Below are 16,719 nucleotides of genomic sequence, written 5' to 3' on the forward strand. Positions count from 1 at the left end.
TTTTATATTCCCATTTGTTTTGCAACTTCTTCAGCAAAGTTTTCTTCTTTCTTTTCCAATCCTTCGCCTACTTCAAATCTAGTGTATTCTACGATTTCGATATTTCCACCTAATTCTTTTGCCTTATCATTTACAGCTTCTAAAACTGTCTTATTATCATCCAATACATATTGTTGGCTGAATAACGCATATTGTTGATCAATCAAAGTATTATCTTTAATAAATCTTTCAATTTGTCCCGGCAAAATTTTATCCCAAATTTTTTCAGGCTTACCTTGTTTCTTCAATTCTTCTTTTAATAATTCTTTTTCATCTTCTAAAACTTTTTCTGTTATTTGAGACATTGAAGCATATTTTGGAATCCTCTTTAACTGTTTTCCAAGTCTAACTAATTCCTCATTTTCTTTTTCAATTGATCCTTTAAGAGCTAGATATTCTTTTTCAACAAAATCAACATCTAAATCTTTATAACTTAAATATTGTGGTTTCATTGCTGAGATATGCATACAAACGTTTTGTAATAAATCTTTTGCACCTTTCTTTGTTGCTTCACTATCACAATTAGCTTTTAGGATAACTCCTACTTTTTTATTAAAGTGAACATATCCGCAAACTATGCTGTTTTCACAACATGCTTTAGCAAATGCCAATCTTCTTACTACAATATTTTCTCCAATTGAAGAAATTTGTAATTTTAAAAATTCTTCAAAATTAGTTCCATCAATAGTTGACTTATTTAATTCTTCAAGATTTTTTATTTCATTATTAAATATATGTTCAGTAACTTTTTTAGTTAATGCTACAAAATTTTCATTTTTAGCAACAAAATCTGTTTGTGAATTTACTTCTGTAAGAGCAGCTTTAGTATTATTTTCATCAATAACTAAAGTTATTAAACCTTCAGCAGCAACTTTGTTTGCCTTTTTAGCAGCTTTAGCTAATCCTTTTTCTCTTAAAAATTCGATAGCTTTTTCCATATCTCCATTAACTTCTTGTAATGCCTTTTTACATTCCATCATTCCGGCACTAGTAATTTCTCTTAAATCTTTTACCAATTTTGCAGTAATTTCCATAAAATCCTCCTATAATTTATAAAAAACAAGGTAAGGATAAATATTAAAAATTTAAATCCTTACCCTTTAAAAATTCTACTTACTAATTATTCAGCCACTTCTTCAGAAACTTCTTCTGTTTCCATTACAACTTCTTCTACTACAGTTTCTGTTTCTTCTTGTTCTCCTTGTTTAGCTTCAACAATAGCATTTGCAATAGTACCTGTTAACAATTTTACAGCTCTGATAGCATCGTCGTTACCTGGAATAGCAATATCAACTTCATCAGGATCGCAGTTAGTATCAACAACACCAATAACCGGAATACCTAATATTTTTGCTTCATTTACAGCAATTTTTTCGTTCTTCGGATCTATAACGAAAAGAACATCCGGAAGTTTATCCATTTCTTTAATTCCACCTAAGAATTTTTCTAATTTTTCAGCTTCTCTTTTTAATTTAATTACTTCCTTCTTAGGCAATCTTTGGAAAGTTCCATCTTCTTCCATAAGTTCTAATTTTTTCAATCTTTCAATTCTTTTTCTTATAGTCTTATAATTAGTTAGCATACCACCTAACCATCTATGACTAACATAGAATTGTCCACTTCTTTTTGCTTCTGTTTCAACAGCTTCTTGAGCTTGTTTTTTAGTTCCAACAAAAAGAACTCTACCACCATCAGCAACAATTTCTCTTACAAAATCATATGCTTGTTCAATTTGTTTTACAGTTTTTTGTAAATCTATGATATAGATTCCATTTCTTTCTGTAAAGATAAACTTTGACATTTTTGGATTCCATCTTCTAGTTTGGTGCCCAAAATGTACTCCTGCTTCTAATAAGTTTTTCATTAAAATTACTTGTGACATTTTCTTACCTCCTGTTTTTAGCCACCCATATTCATCAACTTGACAAGGACCACTTGGGCAACGCTTGTTCAATCAGAATATGTGATTATTTACCAAAATATTATAACATAATATATTTCATTTTTCAACATATCTAACGAAATTTTTACAAAAAAATCAGACTACGCGTCTGATTTTTTATTAGCAATCAAAAATTACTTATTTACAATTTCTTTTAATGATTTTCCAGCTTTGAATACTGGAGCTTTTGATGCTGGAATTTTGATAACTTCTTTAGGGTTTCTTGGGTTTCTTCCGCTTCTTGCTTTTCTTTCTCTAGCTTCAAAAGTTCCAAAACCAACTAATTGAACTTTTTCCCCTTTTACCAATGTTTCTTCAACAGTTTGAATGAAAGCATTCAATGCTCTTTCAGCATCAACTTTTGTGATTTTTCCTTTTTCAGCCATACTAGCCAATAATTCAGATTTGTTCATTAAAATTTCCTCCTAAATACACTATTATATTTAATAATTGCCTATTAAATGGTCACTTAACCATTGTGCAATATTATTATATATTAATTTTCAAAAAATATCAAGCAACTCAGCCAATTTATTTAAAATTTTTAATTGGTAAGTACCCAACTTCTTTTTGAATCTTTTCAAACTCAGTTTTGAATTTTTCAGATAACAGAGATTTTTTTAGATTTTGCTTTATACGTTTTTTACTTTCATCTGAAAACTTATCGTAATCTTCAACAATTTCATTTAATTTTATTATATGATAGCCAAATTTAGTTTTTACCGGATCGCTAATTTCGCCAACTTTTAATTTAACAGCTGCATCATAAAATTCTTTAACCATAACCCCTTTAGTGAAAGTTCCTAAAACTCCCTTATTCTTTTTAGCTGATGGATCTTTTGATACTTCAGTCGCAACGTCTTCAAATTTTTCTCCCGCTTCTAAACGACTCTTTACTTTTTTTGCATCCTCTTCATTTTCAACTAGTATATGGCTTGCATTAATTTGTGGACCGTCAAAGTCACTACCTTTGTATTTTTCCATAATTTCTTCATCAGTTGGATCATAATTTTCACTAAACCAAGTTTGAAATTTTGTAGAATATAAATTGTCCTCAATCTTATATTTTAATTCATCTTCAGTAAGCTTGGCTTTTTCAAGTTCTTCGTTGAATTTATCACCTAATTGTTCTTTAACTTTAGCAAGATTATCGTTAATTTCTTGTTCTGTAACGCTTACTTTAGCTATTTCTTCTTCAGATTTACCTTCGTCTTTATATTCTTTTTCTAACTTAGCAAATTTTTGTTTAACAACTTCTATATTAGAAAACATATCTAATATATTTTGCTTCAAAGTCAAAGAAGCCTTTTTTCCTTCTTCAGTTGACTCATCATATTTCGCCTTTTGCTCGTCTGAGTAAGATGCAATTACTCTATCATACTCTTTTTGTACTTGATCCTTAGTGATATACTTTTCACCAATTTTTACCATCGCGCCTCTTGGTGCCGAAGCACAAGCAGTTAAAAGCATAGCTGATAATGCAATAGCACTTGCAAATTTTATAAATCTATTTTTCATATCTCTCTCCTTTTTGATTAATATTCTAATCTTTTGATATTATACATTATTTTTTTATTAATGTCAAAGTTTTTTTAATTTTTTTGCTTTAAAAATAGCAAATTTTCAACAAAATCAATACTTTCTGATAATTTATCCTTATCGTAATTAAATATTAACTCCGCATTTTCATTTAAATTGAATTCAATTTTTCTAAATAAAACATCTGATAATCTGCCTATTAGCTGTAAAATATCTCTATTTGTTTGTTCAAATTTAAATACGACAGACTTCTCTCTATCTATTATCCTTATAAAATTCAGCTCTGTAGAAATAGTCTTTAAATATGAAACATTCATAACATTTAATACCGTTGTTGGAACATTACCAAATCTATCAGTAAGTTCATCATAAATTTCATCAAAGTCATCTCTTGATGATATTGCAGCAATTTTTCTGTACATATCAATTTTCTGATTATTATCTACTATATAATTTGAAGGAATATACGCATCAACTGATAATTCAATCGTAGTTTGATCTTTAATTTGTAAATTTTCTCCCTTAACAGTTTTTATGCTTTCTTCCAACATTCTAACATACATTTCATATCCGATAGTCTCTATATGTCCGGATTGACATTCCCCTAAGATATTTCCAGCACCTCTAAGCTCTAAGTCTCTCATAGCTATTTTAAAACCAGATCCAAATTCCGAAAAATCTCTTATTGCCATAAGTCTCTTCTCTGAAATTTCAGTTAAGACTTTATCTTTTTCATAAGTAAAATATGCATAAGCTCTTCTTGTAGAACGACCGATTCGTCCTTTTAACTGATAAAGTTGAGATAAACCCATTTTATCTGCATCATATATAATCATAGTATTACAATTTTTTATATCCATACCGGTTTCAATTATTGTAGTACATAGTAATATATCATATTCTCCTTCTTGAAAATCATACATTATATTCTCTAACTCTTTGTTAGACAATTTACTATAAGCCATCGCAATTTTAGCATCAGGAACAAGTCTTGATAATTCAACATACATTTTATCCATATCATGAATCCTATTATAGACAAAATAAACTTGTCCACCTCTATCTATTTCTTTATAAATTGCTTCACGAATTATTGAATCATTATATTCTAAAACAAATGTAGCGATAGTAACTCTTTCTTCCGGCGGATCATCTAAAATGCTCATATCTCTAATTCCAACTAAACTCATTTGCATAGTTCTTGGAATTGGTGTTGCAGATAAAGATAATACGTCAATATTTTCTTTTATTTTTTTTAAGGTCTCTTTATGTTTAACACCAAATCTTTGTTCTTCATCTATTATCAGAAGTCCTAAATCCTTAAATTCCAAATTTTTTGACAATAATTTATGTGTACCTATAAGTAAATTTACTTTTCCGTTTTTCACATTTTTCAAAATCTCTTTTTGCTTTGCAGGACTTCTAAATCTACTAAGCATTTCAATTTCAACAGGAAAATTTCCAATTCTATCAATAGCAGTATTATAATGCTGTTGAGCAAGTATGGTAGTTGGAACTAGAAATGCTACTTGCTTATCATCCATCATTGCTTTAAATGCAGCTCTTAAGGCAACTTCTGTTTTCCCATATCCTACATCTCCACAAAGCAATCTGTCCATTGGTTTAAACTGCTCCATATCTTTCTTTATTTCATTGATTGCTCTAAGTTGTGAATATGTTTCTTCATAAATAAAACTATCTTCAAATTCTTTTTGCCAAGTTGTATCTTCCGAAAAAGCAAAACCTCTTATTTTATCTCTTTTCGCATAGAGCTGAACTAAATCTATTGCAATTTCATCTAAAACTTTTTTAGCGCGAGTCTTAGTTTTTATCCAATCATTAGAACCTAATTTATTTAATTTTGGTTTATATCCGTCTTTACCAATATATTTTTGAATTAAATTCATTTGGTCCGTTGGAATGTATAATTTATCATTTCCTTTATACAAAATTAAAATATGATCTTTTACAATACCGTCAACCTCAATTTGTTCAATTCCCCTATATTCTCCAATTCCATGATTTTCGTGAACTACAAAATCTCCAACATTTAAATCTGTGTAGTCAAGTAAATTCTCTTTGCTTTTTTTTCTAGTTTTTTTAGAAGTTTTTTTTACAGTTCCATAAATTTCTTTATGTGTTAAAAACAGTACTTTTTGAATTGGATATTCAAAACCTGATTCTAAATTTAAAGTAGAAATTCCTAAGATAGAACTTTTTAATTCGAATTCTAATCCTTCAAGTATATTGGAATTTATATTTTCTGCATATAAAATTTCCTTTAAATTATTTGCCTTTTCCAATGAACCCGCAAAGATAACAATTTTATACCCTCTTTGTAATTTAGATTTCAAATTCTGAAATAATAAATCAAATTTTCTATTAAATATCTCAGCTTCAATAGTTTTTAAATTTATAATACTTTTTGGATTTATTATTTTTGTTCTTTTTAATAGTTGTGTGAAATTAATTATACTAAAATCCTTTATTCTCCTTAAAATATGTTCAAAAGGAATCAAAATATCTTTATGTGAGTCTAAAATTTCTGCATTCTCAATAGAAAATACTACATTTTCATGGAATAAATTTTCTATTTCCAAATTTCTATCATAAATTTTTAAAATATCCTCAGCACATATTATTGAATCTTGAGCCAAATAATCTAAAAGAGTTGAATAGCTACCTTTTCTTATATAGGGAGAGATTAAATCCATATTTGAAATATGGTAATTTATCTTTAAATCATTATAAATTTGATAAAATTTTTCTGTTGATTTCTCAATATCTTTTCCAAACAGTTTTAATTTTTGTAACTTTTCAATATCTTTATTCAAACCATTTAAAATATTTTCAACATCAGATTTTGACAATACCATTTCTTTTGCAGGTATTATTTCCACCTTATTCAATTTTTCAACAGATCTTTGACTGTTAATATCAAAAATACGTATGGAATCAATATCATCTCCAAACAATTCTATTCTTATCGGATTTTTAAAATTTACGGGAAAAATATCAAAAATAGATCCTCTTATTGAAAATTGACCTTTTGCTTCAACGAAGTCAACTCTATCATAATGCATTTTAATTAAATTTTCTGTCAATTCTTTAAGATTTACTTCCAAATTTTCATCAATATAAATATAATGTGATTTAAAAAATTTTGGTGTGCTGATTTTTTTTGATAAAGCACTTGCAGTTGTAATTATTATGAATTTCTCTTTAGAGAGAAGTCTATTCATTATCTCAATTCTAATATTTTCAAGATTTGTTTCTAAACTATTGATATTGTGAAATCTTATCTCAAAATTTGGATAAACTACAACTTTATCTCCTACCAAACTTTTCAATTCATCACAAAGTTCATTAGCTCTATTTTCGTTTTCAACAAGTAAAACTAAATTTTTATCGGGCAAATCATTAAAAATAGAATATATTAAATGGAATAGACTCTCTTTGATAAGTCCATTACAATAAATTGGAACATTATTTGATTTTAAACCTGAAATCATATCCAAATATGATTCATTATTCTTTAAAAAATCAATTAAAAAATTCATAATTAACTCCTCGTTTATAAAAAATATAGAGGAATATTATTCCTCTATACACATTCCATTAAATTTACACATTGTTTTGTCAACATCGTTTTTTATTATTTCTTCAACTGCATCTGCAGAAATTTCCAATTCTTTTTTCAAAATTTTCTCTTCAGATGGTAAAAATTTACTTAAAACAAAATCTTTTAAATTCATATAATCCGGACATTTACCAACGCTTATCTTAACTCTAGGAAAATTTTCTGTTTCTAAATGATAGATTATTGATCTTAACCCATTATGTGTACCGGCACTTCCCTTTTTCTTAATTCTGACAGTTCCAAAAGGAATGTCTATATCATCCACTACAACTATAATATTTTCCGGTTTTATTTTAAAATAATTTACCGCATCTATAACTGCTTCTCCTGACAAATTCATATAAGTAAGAGGTTTTAGAAAGATACACTTCTTCCCAAACATATTTATTTGACCGTAAAAAGATTTAAATTTTTCTTTTTTCATATTGATACTATACTTTTCAGCTAAAATATCAATAACACCATATCCTACATTATGTCTGGTTCCAATATAATTTTTACCGGGATTTCCAAGACCTACAATTAAAAATGTATTATCTTCCATCAAATAGCATACTCACGGGTCTATTGTTATTTATTCTATCAATAGCCTTTGCAAAATATTGGGCAACTGATACAACTTCGATTTTTCCACCTAAATTTTTTTCTTGAGGGATTGTATCCGTTACAACACATTTCTCAACTTTTGAATTAGCAATATTTTCTATCGCTTTTCCTGAAAATACCCCATGAGTTGCAGTAATATAAACTTTTTTTGCTCCCTTTGCTATTAAAGCATTTGCAGCATTTGTAATAGTTCCAGCTGTATCTATAATATCATCTACAATTATACAAGTTTTCCCCTCAATATCCCCTATAACATTCATCACTTCAGAAACATTTGGACGAGGTCTCCTCTTTTCTAAGATAGCAATAGGCAAATCCAAATAATTAGAGAAATTTCTAGCTCTAGTAACTCCACCTAAATCAGGAGAAACTACAACCATATCTTTTTTGTCTTCATCTTTTAACTCATCCTTGAAGAAATCAGCAAGAGGTTTAATAGCGGATAGATGATCTACAGGAATATCAAAATATCCTTGAATTTGTCCGGCGTGTAAATCCATAGTTATAACTCTATCAGCCCCTGATTTTTCAATCAAATTAGCAACTAATTTTGCTGTAATTGGTTCTCTAGCTTTTGTTTTTCTGTCTTGCCTTGCATATCCATAATATGGAATAACTACATTAATTCTTCCCGCAGAAGCTCTCTTGAAAGCATCAACCATAATTAATACTTCCATTAGATTATCATTAGTTGGATTGCAAGTTGGTTGAATGATGTAAACATCATAACCTCTTACAGTTTCCTCAACTGAAAGATTAATTTCACCATCACTAAATTTCCCGATATTAATTTCCCCCAATGGCATATCAAGACATTTACAAATATCTTCTGCAAACTTTCTATTTGCAGTTCCTGAAAAAATTTTCATAGGTCCAGTATAAGCTAACATAATTCCTCCTAAAATATTACTTTTTTATTTTAAATTCTTTTTATAAACCCAATTTTCTTTTTCAAAAGTTTCACTACGTCCAATTATTAAAGAACCTTCATTTTCCACATCTGAAACAACAGTAGTTCCAGCGGCAATAAAAGTATCATTTGCAATTTTTACTGGAGAAACTATATTAGAATTACTACCTACAAGACAGCCATCTCCGATTTCAGAAATGTGTTTATTTTTTCCATCGTAATTTACTAAAATAGAACCACAACCCATATTTACATCTTTTCCTACAATTGCATCTCCAATATAGGATAAATGACCAGCTTTAGTATTTTCTCCAACTGTTGAATTTTTAACTTCAACAAAATTTCCTATATGAACTTTATTTTTTAAAATACTCTTTGGTCTAAGATGAGCAAAAGGTCCCATAGTTACAGAATCTCCAATAGTACTATTCTCTATGTAAGAACTTCTAATTACAACATCATTTCCTATAACAGAATTTTCTATAAAAGAATCTCCTGTTATATATACATTTTCTCCTATACTGGTATTTCCAAAAATTCTGGCACCACTTCCAATAAATGTATCTATTCCTATACTTATTCCTTTTTCAATAACAGTGTTTTCCGGATTTTCCATTATAACGCCATTTTTCATATATTCAGAATTTATTCTATAACGCATAATTTTTTCAGCTTCAAATAGTTGAAGTTTAGAATTTATACCATAAATTTCTTCAATATCATCAAGTTTATATGTTGAAACATGCTCTCCATCTTGAACTAAAACTTTAATTGCATCTGTAAGATATAACTCATTTTGAACATTATTTTGATCAATTTTTGTTATTGAATTTTTTAATGCTCTCCCATTAAAAACATAAATTCCTGAATTTATTTCTTTGACTCTCTTTTCTTCAATAGTAGCATCCTTATCTTCGACTATTTTTAAAAATTTACCATTATTGTCCTTTATAATATGACCATATCCTGTAGTATCATTGATAAATGCCGTAAGAACAGTTGCTTTTGAATTCATGGCAATATGTTCTTCTAACAACTTTTGCAAAGTTTCCCCTTTTATTAAAGGAGTATCTCCACTCAAAATTAAAACATTATCGTCATCATTGATCTCATCTACAGCAAGTTGAACTGCATAACCCGTTCCATAAGGATATTCTTTACCGATTTTTTGTTCTTTATATAGCACTTTATCTTTAAACTTTTCTTCAACTTCAACTTTATTTTTTCCAACAATAATTATAGTTTTATCACTACCTGCATCACAACTAGCGTCATAAACATAATCAACCAAAGTTCGATTAACAATTTTATGTAAAACCTTTGATTTCCTACTTTTCATTCTAGTTCCTTCACCTGCGGCCAATATTATTGTAATATTCATATTTCAACTCCTAACTATAACAAATCTATATCACAAATTATAATATTCAATTAAGTAAGTATCTTTTTTATAATTAATATATCATATTTTCCATTTTTAGACATTTTCTTATTGTAAAATACGATGAAATTTTATTTTAATTCTATTCAGAATTACAAATAAAATTATAGTTTTATCACAAGGCATAAAACTATATTAATTATAACACATATACTCAAAAAAAACAAAAGAGATATACGCAAAATATATCTCTTAAAATCTTTATTTTTCCAAATTTTTAAATTTTTTTAAAATGTTTTTTCAAAATTTTATTTCCGATTACAACTCCAAGTCCTCCTAGTATAAATACAATCAAAAGGTTAATTAATCCATATGTTCCAGTTGAAAATTTTATCATCTCATTTATAGCACTCTCTGTAACTCCATTTTTTCCTACCCAAGTTTTCTTAAATGATTCTAAGAAGAAATTTACCGGTATTATTTGTCCACATTCACTTCCTACTTGAATCAATCCAAAAGCTATAAATTGAGCAATTTTATTTTGATAACCCATATATGAAAGTATAACTTCTCCTATAATAAAGGAAACCGTATATGAAATAATCCACGGAAGGTAAAATCCAACACCAGCCATTGCAATCAAATAAACACCTGAAAACAGCAAAAAACTCCCCTTTTTCCCAACTTTATTACACATAAATACAAAAACTGTACCTGTAAACAATCCTGCAATTCCCGGACTTATACAATGAGCATATGGTCCCAATGGGAATAATGCAAATGTTACAATCATTGAAACAACTAAATTTAACGCTCCTAAAATAGCAACTAAAACTAAATCTTTAATTTTCATTTTCTTTTCCTCCTTTTATTTTTTGAAAAATATTAGTTAGTTGATTTTTTTCTTTTAAAATAAAGTCTTCTGTGATTTTTCCATTTTCAAGAAATATCACTCTATCTACAACTCTTGACAACAATTCATAGTCATGAGAAATTAATATTATTGCTTTATCTTTTGCTAATTTTTTTATAATATCAGAAATAATAATCATATTGTTAAAATCTAAACCGCTAGTCGGCTCATCTAAAATTAAAATATCAGAATCACTTTTTGCACAAATTCCCATAAGCAATCTTTGTTTTTCTCCACCAGAAAGCGAAAATGGATGACAATTTCTTTTTTCATATAGATTAATAACTTTTAATATTTCCAAAACTTCATCATCAGTCAAGTCTTTCTTTGATAAGAAAAATTCTGAAAACACGCTTTCTGAAAATAATTGGTAATCTACATCCTGCATCAAGACAAATGGTAAACTTTTACTTGAAATTTTTCCTGAAGTTTTATTATATATTCCAGAAATCAACTTAGAAATTGTAGATTTTCCAACGCCGTTTTTCCCTACAAGTCCAACTATTTCACCTCTATAAACATCAAAAGAAATATCTTTAATAATGTCTTTAAATTTAAGATTTCTTATTTCTAATATTTTTTCTTCTCTTTTTACTTCTCTCATATCAGTTAATTCATTATCGAAAGGATTTAAACTTCTCAAATCTTCTGCACTATAATTTAAAGCATCTTTTCTATCTAAATTTACAATAAGTTTCCCTTTATTTATATGAATTAACCTATCAAAAATTTCTTTTAAATAAAAAATTCTATGTTCAACAACGACAATCGTATATCCATTTTTCTTTAATTTTAAAAAAATTTCTTTCAACAGCTCAATTCCTAAGTAATCCAAATTTGCAGAAGGCTCATCAAATATTAAAGTTTTTGCATCTAATATTGAAACGCATGCAATAGAGATTTTTTGCTTTTCGCCACCAGAAATTTCTAAAACATTTTTATTTAAAATATTTGAAATACCGAAGAAATTCGAAATATTTTCTATTTTTTTTACAATTTCTTTAACTTCATATCCCAAATTTTCCAAAGTAAATGCCAATTCAGAAGTGGTATTATCAGTAAAAAATTGTCCTCTCGGATTTTGAGAAACCGAACCTATTATTTTGCACAGCTCATAATTCTCACAATCCTTCGTATTTTTATCATCAATAAAAATATTTCCTAAAAGTTCACCGTCATAAATATGTGGAATTAGTCCATTTATACATTTGTATATCGTAGATTTACCGGAACCAGAAGCTCCTGTTATTAACACCAACTCTCCTTTATTTATTTCAAAACTTATATCTTCTAAGGCTTTTTTATTAGAATCTTCATAAGTAAAACTTACATTTTCAAATTTTATCAATAAATCCACCTCCCCAAGAAGCAACTAGTAAAATCAACATAACAATAAGAATAAAATCTACTATATCAAACTTTTTATAGTATATTGAATTCATATTATCAGTACACATCGCACATCTTGTATATGCTGACTCCGTCATTTCACTTGCAATATTTGATGCTCTAAAAAGAGTCGGTACAATATAATATTCAAATCGTTTAATAGGTTTAGTAAATGAAACATCTATTCCTCTAAGTTTTAAAGCATTTTTTATAATTCTTTTTTCTGCAAAATAAATAGGAATAAATTTTAAAGTAATCGTACATGCAAATCTGATTTTTTTACCAAATCCCAATTTTCCTAAAACATAAATCAATTCACTTGTTCTTATATCTAAAACAATAAAACTCGCTATCATGTATGTTGGACACATCTTTACATTTGAATAACTGATAAAACCTATGAAGGAGAAAAATGAATCATCAGGCAACTTTATATAAAAAACTATATATAAACAAATAAGATAAAAAATTAAAAATTTTATAAATCTTTTGGTTTTTCCACTATAAATTAAAATTAAAGAACAAATACAAAAATAAATCATATCTAATTTGAAATTATTCCACACTAAAATCAACGTTCCAAAAATCAAATTCATAAAAATTAAGACAAATAAATTTATTCTACGTTGCTCTATCAAATAAATTCCCCCAATCGATTAAAAATTAATAAGAACCCCACCCTTCCTCGATGCTTCGCATCGGGTGGATACCCGGGAACCTTGTTGTTTCACAATAACAACCCCACCCTTCCTCGATGCTTCGCATCGGGTGGGTACGTTGTTTCATAATATAAAGTGCTGTAAAAACAGCACTCATATTAATAACTATAATTTTCAGCTAAATTAGAATTTTTAACCATTGTATTGTAAACCTTAGATTTTTCTAAAAGCTCATTGTGATTTCCTTGAGATTCTATTTTTCCATTTTCCATTACTATTATTTTATTTGCATTTTCAATAGACTTCATTCTATGTGAAATTACTAATACAGTTTTATTTTTAATAAGTTTATTTAAACTTTCTTGTATTTTCATTTCATTTTCAACATCAAGACTTGCACTAATTTCGTCAAGTAAAATTATTGGAGCATTCTTTAAAAATGCACGTGCAATTGAAATTCTCTGTCTTTCTCCTCCTGATAACTTACTTCCATTTTCTCCAATTAAGGTATTATATTTCTCAGGTAATTTTTCAATAAATTCTTCACAATTAGCAAGTCTTGCAGCTTCTTTAACTTGTTCATCAGTTGCATTTTTATTTCCAAATCTGATATTCTCTAAAATTGAAGTATTAAACAATGTAACTTCTTGAAAAACTATTGAAATATTTTCAAAAAGACTCTCTGTTTCAATACCCTTTATATCATTTCCATCTATAATTATCTTTCCGTTATCATAGTCATACAATCTTGACATCAATCTCAGAACTGTTGTTTTTCCACAACCTGAAGGCCCAACTAATGCGGTAACTTCACCTTGTTTTGCAATAAATGAAATATCATTAATTACTTTATTTTCTCCATATCCAAACTCAACATTTTTGAATTCTATATCGAAATTATGAAGTTCCTTAGCTTCTCCGGTTTGAATTTTAGTACTTTTTAATTCTCTAATTCTTTGTAAATTTCCATCCAAATACATGAGTTCTGCAAAATTTGAAAGCATTCCATTTACAGCGTCAATAATCTTTGAAGCACACATTATATAACCTATTAGATAAAGAATAGACGCCTCACCCTTTAAATATAAAGCTGTTCCAAATAATATTGTAGCTCCTAAAGTTAAATTTTGTATATTTGTTGAAATACTCAATGGAAGCACCATTTTTCCTTCAGCACTTATATGAATTTTTTCTGAATAGTCAATATCATCATATATTTTTTTAGTAATTTTATCTACTTGTCCATAACTTTTTATCTCTTGTTGTAATTCAATTGATTCTTGGAAATCTTCTGAAATACCTCTCATAACATTATAATATTTTTTATTTCCGTTAACTTGTATTCTTTTTGTAATTAATATGAACCCAGTTGCCAAAATAATAGGAATTAAAATACAAAGAGCAAGTTTGAAATTATAAATTAATAACATTATTACTATTATTATTAAATAAAATATAAGTCCTATAGCCTTTGGAATAGCATGACTTATTGCATGTTCAATAACTGAAACATCTTTCATAATTGTTTGAGACAAATCTGAAACATCATGCTTTGAAAAAAAAGAAAGTGGTAATTTTCTTAAAATCTCTGCTATTTCTATTCTAATATTTGCACTTTCTTTATATGTTTCGTTATACAAACAGTCGTATTCTATTGACATAAGAATATACATTATAAGTAGCATAATTAATATTCCTATTACAAAGAAAGAAATAGTATTTTCTTTCCCTTCAATAACATTTTGAATAAAAAACATGAGTAAAATCATTGGAATCATTAAACTACAATATGAAAAGAATGATGCTATTGATGCCTTTATGATTCCGGCGGTTCCCTTATCAGTTAATTGAAACATTCTTTTAAGCATTTTCATAATTATATCCTCCATTCATTTGCTTGAGAGAATAAATCTTGTAAAAATTTATATCTTCCATCAATTTCCATAAGCTCTTTATCTGTTCCTCTTTCAATAATTTTTCCATTATCAACAACCAATATTTCATCAACATTTCTAATTGAACTCAATCTATGCGCAATCATAATTACAGTTTTATCTTTCATTAAATTAGAAAAAGCTAATTGTATTTCATGTTCATTTTCCGGATCAGATGCTGCTGAAGCCTCATCTAAAATTATAATCTTCGCATCTTTTAAAATTGCTCTAGCAATTGCAATTCTCTGAATTTCTCCACCTGAAAGATGAACTCCCTTTGATCCTATTACAGTATTTTCTCGAGTTTCAAATTTATCTAAAATATCTCCACATCTTGCTAATTTTAAAGCATTCATGACTTCTTCATAACTAGCATTTTCATTTCCAATCTTTACATTTTCAAAAATTGTCGTCTTAAAAAGTTTTGAATTTTGAAAAACAAATGAGATATTATTCATAAGAGCTTCCCTTGAATAAGTAGAAATATTTTTCCCTCCAATTAAAATTGCTCCCTCATCAATATTATAAAAACCGGAAATTAATTTTGCGATGGTTGACTTACCACCACCTGATGAACCAACCAAAGCATAAGTTTTGTTTTCTTCAAGTCTAAAACTTAAATTTTCCAAAATATTAGCAGTATCATATTTAAAACTAACATTTCTAAATTCTATATCATAACCAGAAAACTCTTTATTATTTCCAAACTTAATATCATTTGCTTCCATTTCTGTAAAAAGATTTTCTAATTTTTCTACTGCTTGCGTTGCCATATATTGATGCATTCCAACATACATAATTCTCATAAGACAACTAAACAAAGTTCCAATAAAACATGTGAAAAAAATTAATTTAATCATTATTACTACATTATTTTCTGTACCCTTTGAAAACATGATTGCAAATGGAATTACAAAAGCAGCTGCGCCAAGTAAAACAATTTGAAATATAACATAAGGCTGTTTACAGCTTTTACTATACTCATAAGCAGTTTTAGAGTAGTCAACGATAGAATCATAAAATGATTTAAAAGAAAATATTGAAGCTTTAAATATCTTTAAAACTTGCATACCTCTAACATATTCAACTGCCTCACTATTAACTCTTTCAAGTGCTTTATTATATTTTTCCATAAACTTAATATCTCCATACATAAGTTTGGTAAAAATAGCAGATAAAATAGTTAAAATAACAGTAGCTATACCTAAATAAATATCTACAGAAAACATTATTACAAATAAAAGTATAGGCGTTACTACCGCAACAGTAATATCAGGAATTAAATGTGCAACTATCATATGAGTATCACTGGCATTATCATCTATTATTTTTCTGATTCTCCCTGATTCATTGACATCAAAAAAAGAAAAAGAAGCTTTCATTAAATGACTTATTCCTGCTTTTCTAAGATTTGTTTCCAATCTAAAAGCAAATAAATGAGTAAATCCTACTGAAATAAAATAAATTAAAGATTGTACTATCATAATAATAAAAATAGTAATCGCATAGTTTTTAGCTTGAGTAAAATCTTTTTTTAACAAAAATTCATTCAAAAATTTATACAAATACCAATACGGTAAAATTGAAAGTGCTGAAGAAATAATACTCATAAAAATAGCTATATATACGAGAAATTTTTTATCAGGCACATATTTGAATAATTTCTTATAAATATCCATTAAATCCTCCTATTTTATTTGATATTTAAAATATCAATTTGATTAAAAATATTTTCAAACGACGTTCTCGTCGTTTAAAAATATTATA

At 27.6% G+C, this 16,719-nt stretch carries 13 protein-coding genes; all 13 read right to left on the reverse strand.

Annotated features, from left to right (window positions below):
* Positions 1 to 2 precede the first annotated feature (2 nt).
* The 13 genes from tsf to VJI94_RS01995 all read right to left on the reverse strand — a co-directional run bounded on the left by tsf (position 3) and on the right by VJI94_RS01995 (position 16,631).
* A complete protein-coding gene (tsf, locus tag VJI94_RS01935) occupies positions 3 to 1,073 on the reverse strand; it encodes a translation elongation factor Ts (RefSeq protein WP_324008111.1) in 1,071 nt (356 codons plus the stop codon).
* Positions 1,074 to 1,159: 86 nt separating this feature from the next.
* A complete protein-coding gene (gene rpsB / locus VJI94_RS01940; RefSeq protein WP_041954078.1) occupies positions 1,160 to 1,921 on the reverse strand; it encodes a 30S ribosomal protein S2 in 762 nt (253 codons plus the stop codon).
* A 194-nt stretch (positions 1,922 to 2,115) separates the two neighbouring features.
* Positions 2,116 to 2,394, reverse strand: coding sequence for an HU family DNA-binding protein (locus VJI94_RS01945; RefSeq protein WP_004833235.1), 279 nt, complete (start codon positions 2,392 to 2,394; stop codon positions 2,116 to 2,118).
* 118 nt (positions 2,395 to 2,512) lie between these two features.
* The gene (locus VJI94_RS01950; RefSeq protein ID WP_029949141.1) at positions 2,513 to 3,499 is read right to left on the reverse strand and encodes a peptidylprolyl isomerase; all 987 of its coding nucleotides are present in this window, start codon (positions 3,497 to 3,499) and stop codon (positions 2,513 to 2,515) included.
* Between the two features lie 74 nt (positions 3,500 to 3,573).
* A complete protein-coding gene (gene mfd / locus VJI94_RS01955) occupies positions 3,574 to 7,080 on the reverse strand; it encodes a transcription-repair coupling factor (RefSeq protein WP_324008112.1) in 3,507 nt (1,168 codons plus the stop codon).
* A 36-nt stretch (positions 7,081 to 7,116) separates the two neighbouring features.
* Positions 7,117 to 7,704 (reverse strand): aminoacyl-tRNA hydrolase, encoded by a 588-nt coding sequence (gene pth, locus VJI94_RS01960; RefSeq protein WP_281703636.1) that lies wholly within the window; start codon positions 7,702 to 7,704, stop codon positions 7,117 to 7,119.
* Complete coding sequence (locus VJI94_RS01965; protein ID WP_248109571.1) at positions 7,694 to 8,656, reverse strand: ribose-phosphate diphosphokinase; 963 nt, start codon at positions 8,654 to 8,656, stop codon at positions 7,694 to 7,696. Before VJI94_RS01965 ends, pth begins: the two co-directional genes overlap by 11 nt.
* Positions 8,657 to 8,680: 24 nt before the next feature.
* Complete coding sequence (glmU, locus tag VJI94_RS01970; RefSeq protein ID WP_324008113.1) at positions 8,681 to 10,057, reverse strand: bifunctional UDP-N-acetylglucosamine diphosphorylase/glucosamine-1-phosphate N-acetyltransferase GlmU; 1,377 nt, start codon at positions 10,055 to 10,057, stop codon at positions 8,681 to 8,683.
* 277 nt (positions 10,058 to 10,334) lie between these two features.
* Positions 10,335 to 10,910 (reverse strand): MptD family putative ECF transporter S component, encoded by a 576-nt coding sequence (locus VJI94_RS01975; protein WP_324008114.1) that lies wholly within the window; start codon positions 10,908 to 10,910, stop codon positions 10,335 to 10,337.
* Positions 10,900 to 12,327: an ABC transporter ATP-binding protein gene (locus VJI94_RS01980; protein WP_324008115.1), complete on the reverse strand. Its 1,428-nt coding sequence runs from the start codon at positions 12,325 to 12,327 to the stop codon at positions 10,900 to 10,902. Before VJI94_RS01980 ends, VJI94_RS01975 begins: the two co-directional genes overlap by 11 nt.
* Positions 12,305 to 12,997 carry an energy-coupling factor transporter transmembrane component T gene (locus VJI94_RS01985; protein WP_324008116.1) on the reverse strand — a complete coding sequence of 231 codons (693 nt, stop codon included), beginning with the start codon at positions 12,995 to 12,997 and terminating at the stop codon, positions 12,305 to 12,307. The genes VJI94_RS01980 and VJI94_RS01985 overlap by 23 nt, the downstream gene beginning before the upstream one ends.
* A 179-nt stretch (positions 12,998 to 13,176) precedes the next feature.
* Positions 13,177 to 14,895 (reverse strand): ABC transporter ATP-binding protein, encoded by a 1,719-nt coding sequence (locus tag VJI94_RS01990; RefSeq protein WP_324008167.1) that lies wholly within the window; start codon positions 14,893 to 14,895, stop codon positions 13,177 to 13,179.
* Positions 14,895 to 16,631 carry an ABC transporter ATP-binding protein gene (locus VJI94_RS01995; protein ID WP_324008117.1) on the reverse strand — a complete coding sequence of 579 codons (1,737 nt, stop codon included), beginning with the start codon at positions 16,629 to 16,631 and terminating at the stop codon, positions 14,895 to 14,897. Before VJI94_RS01995 ends, VJI94_RS01990 begins: the two co-directional genes overlap by 1 nt.
* Positions 16,632 to 16,719: the final 88 nt, after the last annotated feature.

Origin of the sequence: Parvimonas sp. D9 (genome assembly GCF_035282565.1) — a bacterium.
GTDB classification, from domain to species: Bacteria; Bacillota; Clostridia; order Tissierellales; family Peptoniphilaceae; genus Parvimonas; species Parvimonas micra.

Bases quoted from the DNA above. Each gene is read 5' to 3' on its own strand.
- rpsB (WP_041954078.1), bottom strand. From the start codon at position 1,921: ATGTCACAAGTAATTTTAATGAAAAACTTATTAGAAGCAGGAGTACAT.
- pth (WP_281703636.1), bottom strand. From the start codon at position 7,704: ATGGAAGATAATACATTTTTAATTGTAGGTCTTGGAAATCCCGGTAAA.
- VJI94_RS01950 (WP_029949141.1), bottom strand. From the start codon at position 3,499: ATGAAAAATAGATTTATAAAATTTGCAAGTGCTATTGCATTATCAGCT.
- glmU (WP_324008113.1), bottom strand. From the start codon at position 10,057: ATGAATATTACAATAATATTGGCCGCAGGTGAAGGAACTAGAATGAAA.
- mfd (WP_324008112.1), bottom strand. From the start codon at position 7,080: ATGAATTTTTTAATTGATTTTTTAAAGAATAATGAATCATATTTGGAT.
- VJI94_RS01975 (WP_324008114.1), bottom strand. From the start codon at position 10,910: ATGAAAATTAAAGATTTAGTTTTAGTTGCTATTTTAGGAGCGTTAAAT.
- VJI94_RS01965 (WP_248109571.1), bottom strand. From the start codon at position 8,656: ATGTTAGCTTATACTGGACCTATGAAAATTTTTTCAGGAACTGCAAAT.
- VJI94_RS01945 (WP_004833235.1), bottom strand. From the start codon at position 2,394: ATGAACAAATCTGAATTATTGGCTAGTATGGCTGAAAAAGGAAAAATC.
- VJI94_RS01995 (WP_324008117.1), bottom strand. From the start codon at position 16,631: ATGGATATTTATAAGAAATTATTCAAATATGTGCCTGATAAAAAATTT.
- tsf (WP_324008111.1), bottom strand. From the start codon at position 1,073: ATGGAAATTACTGCAAAATTGGTAAAAGATTTAAGAGAAATTACTAGT.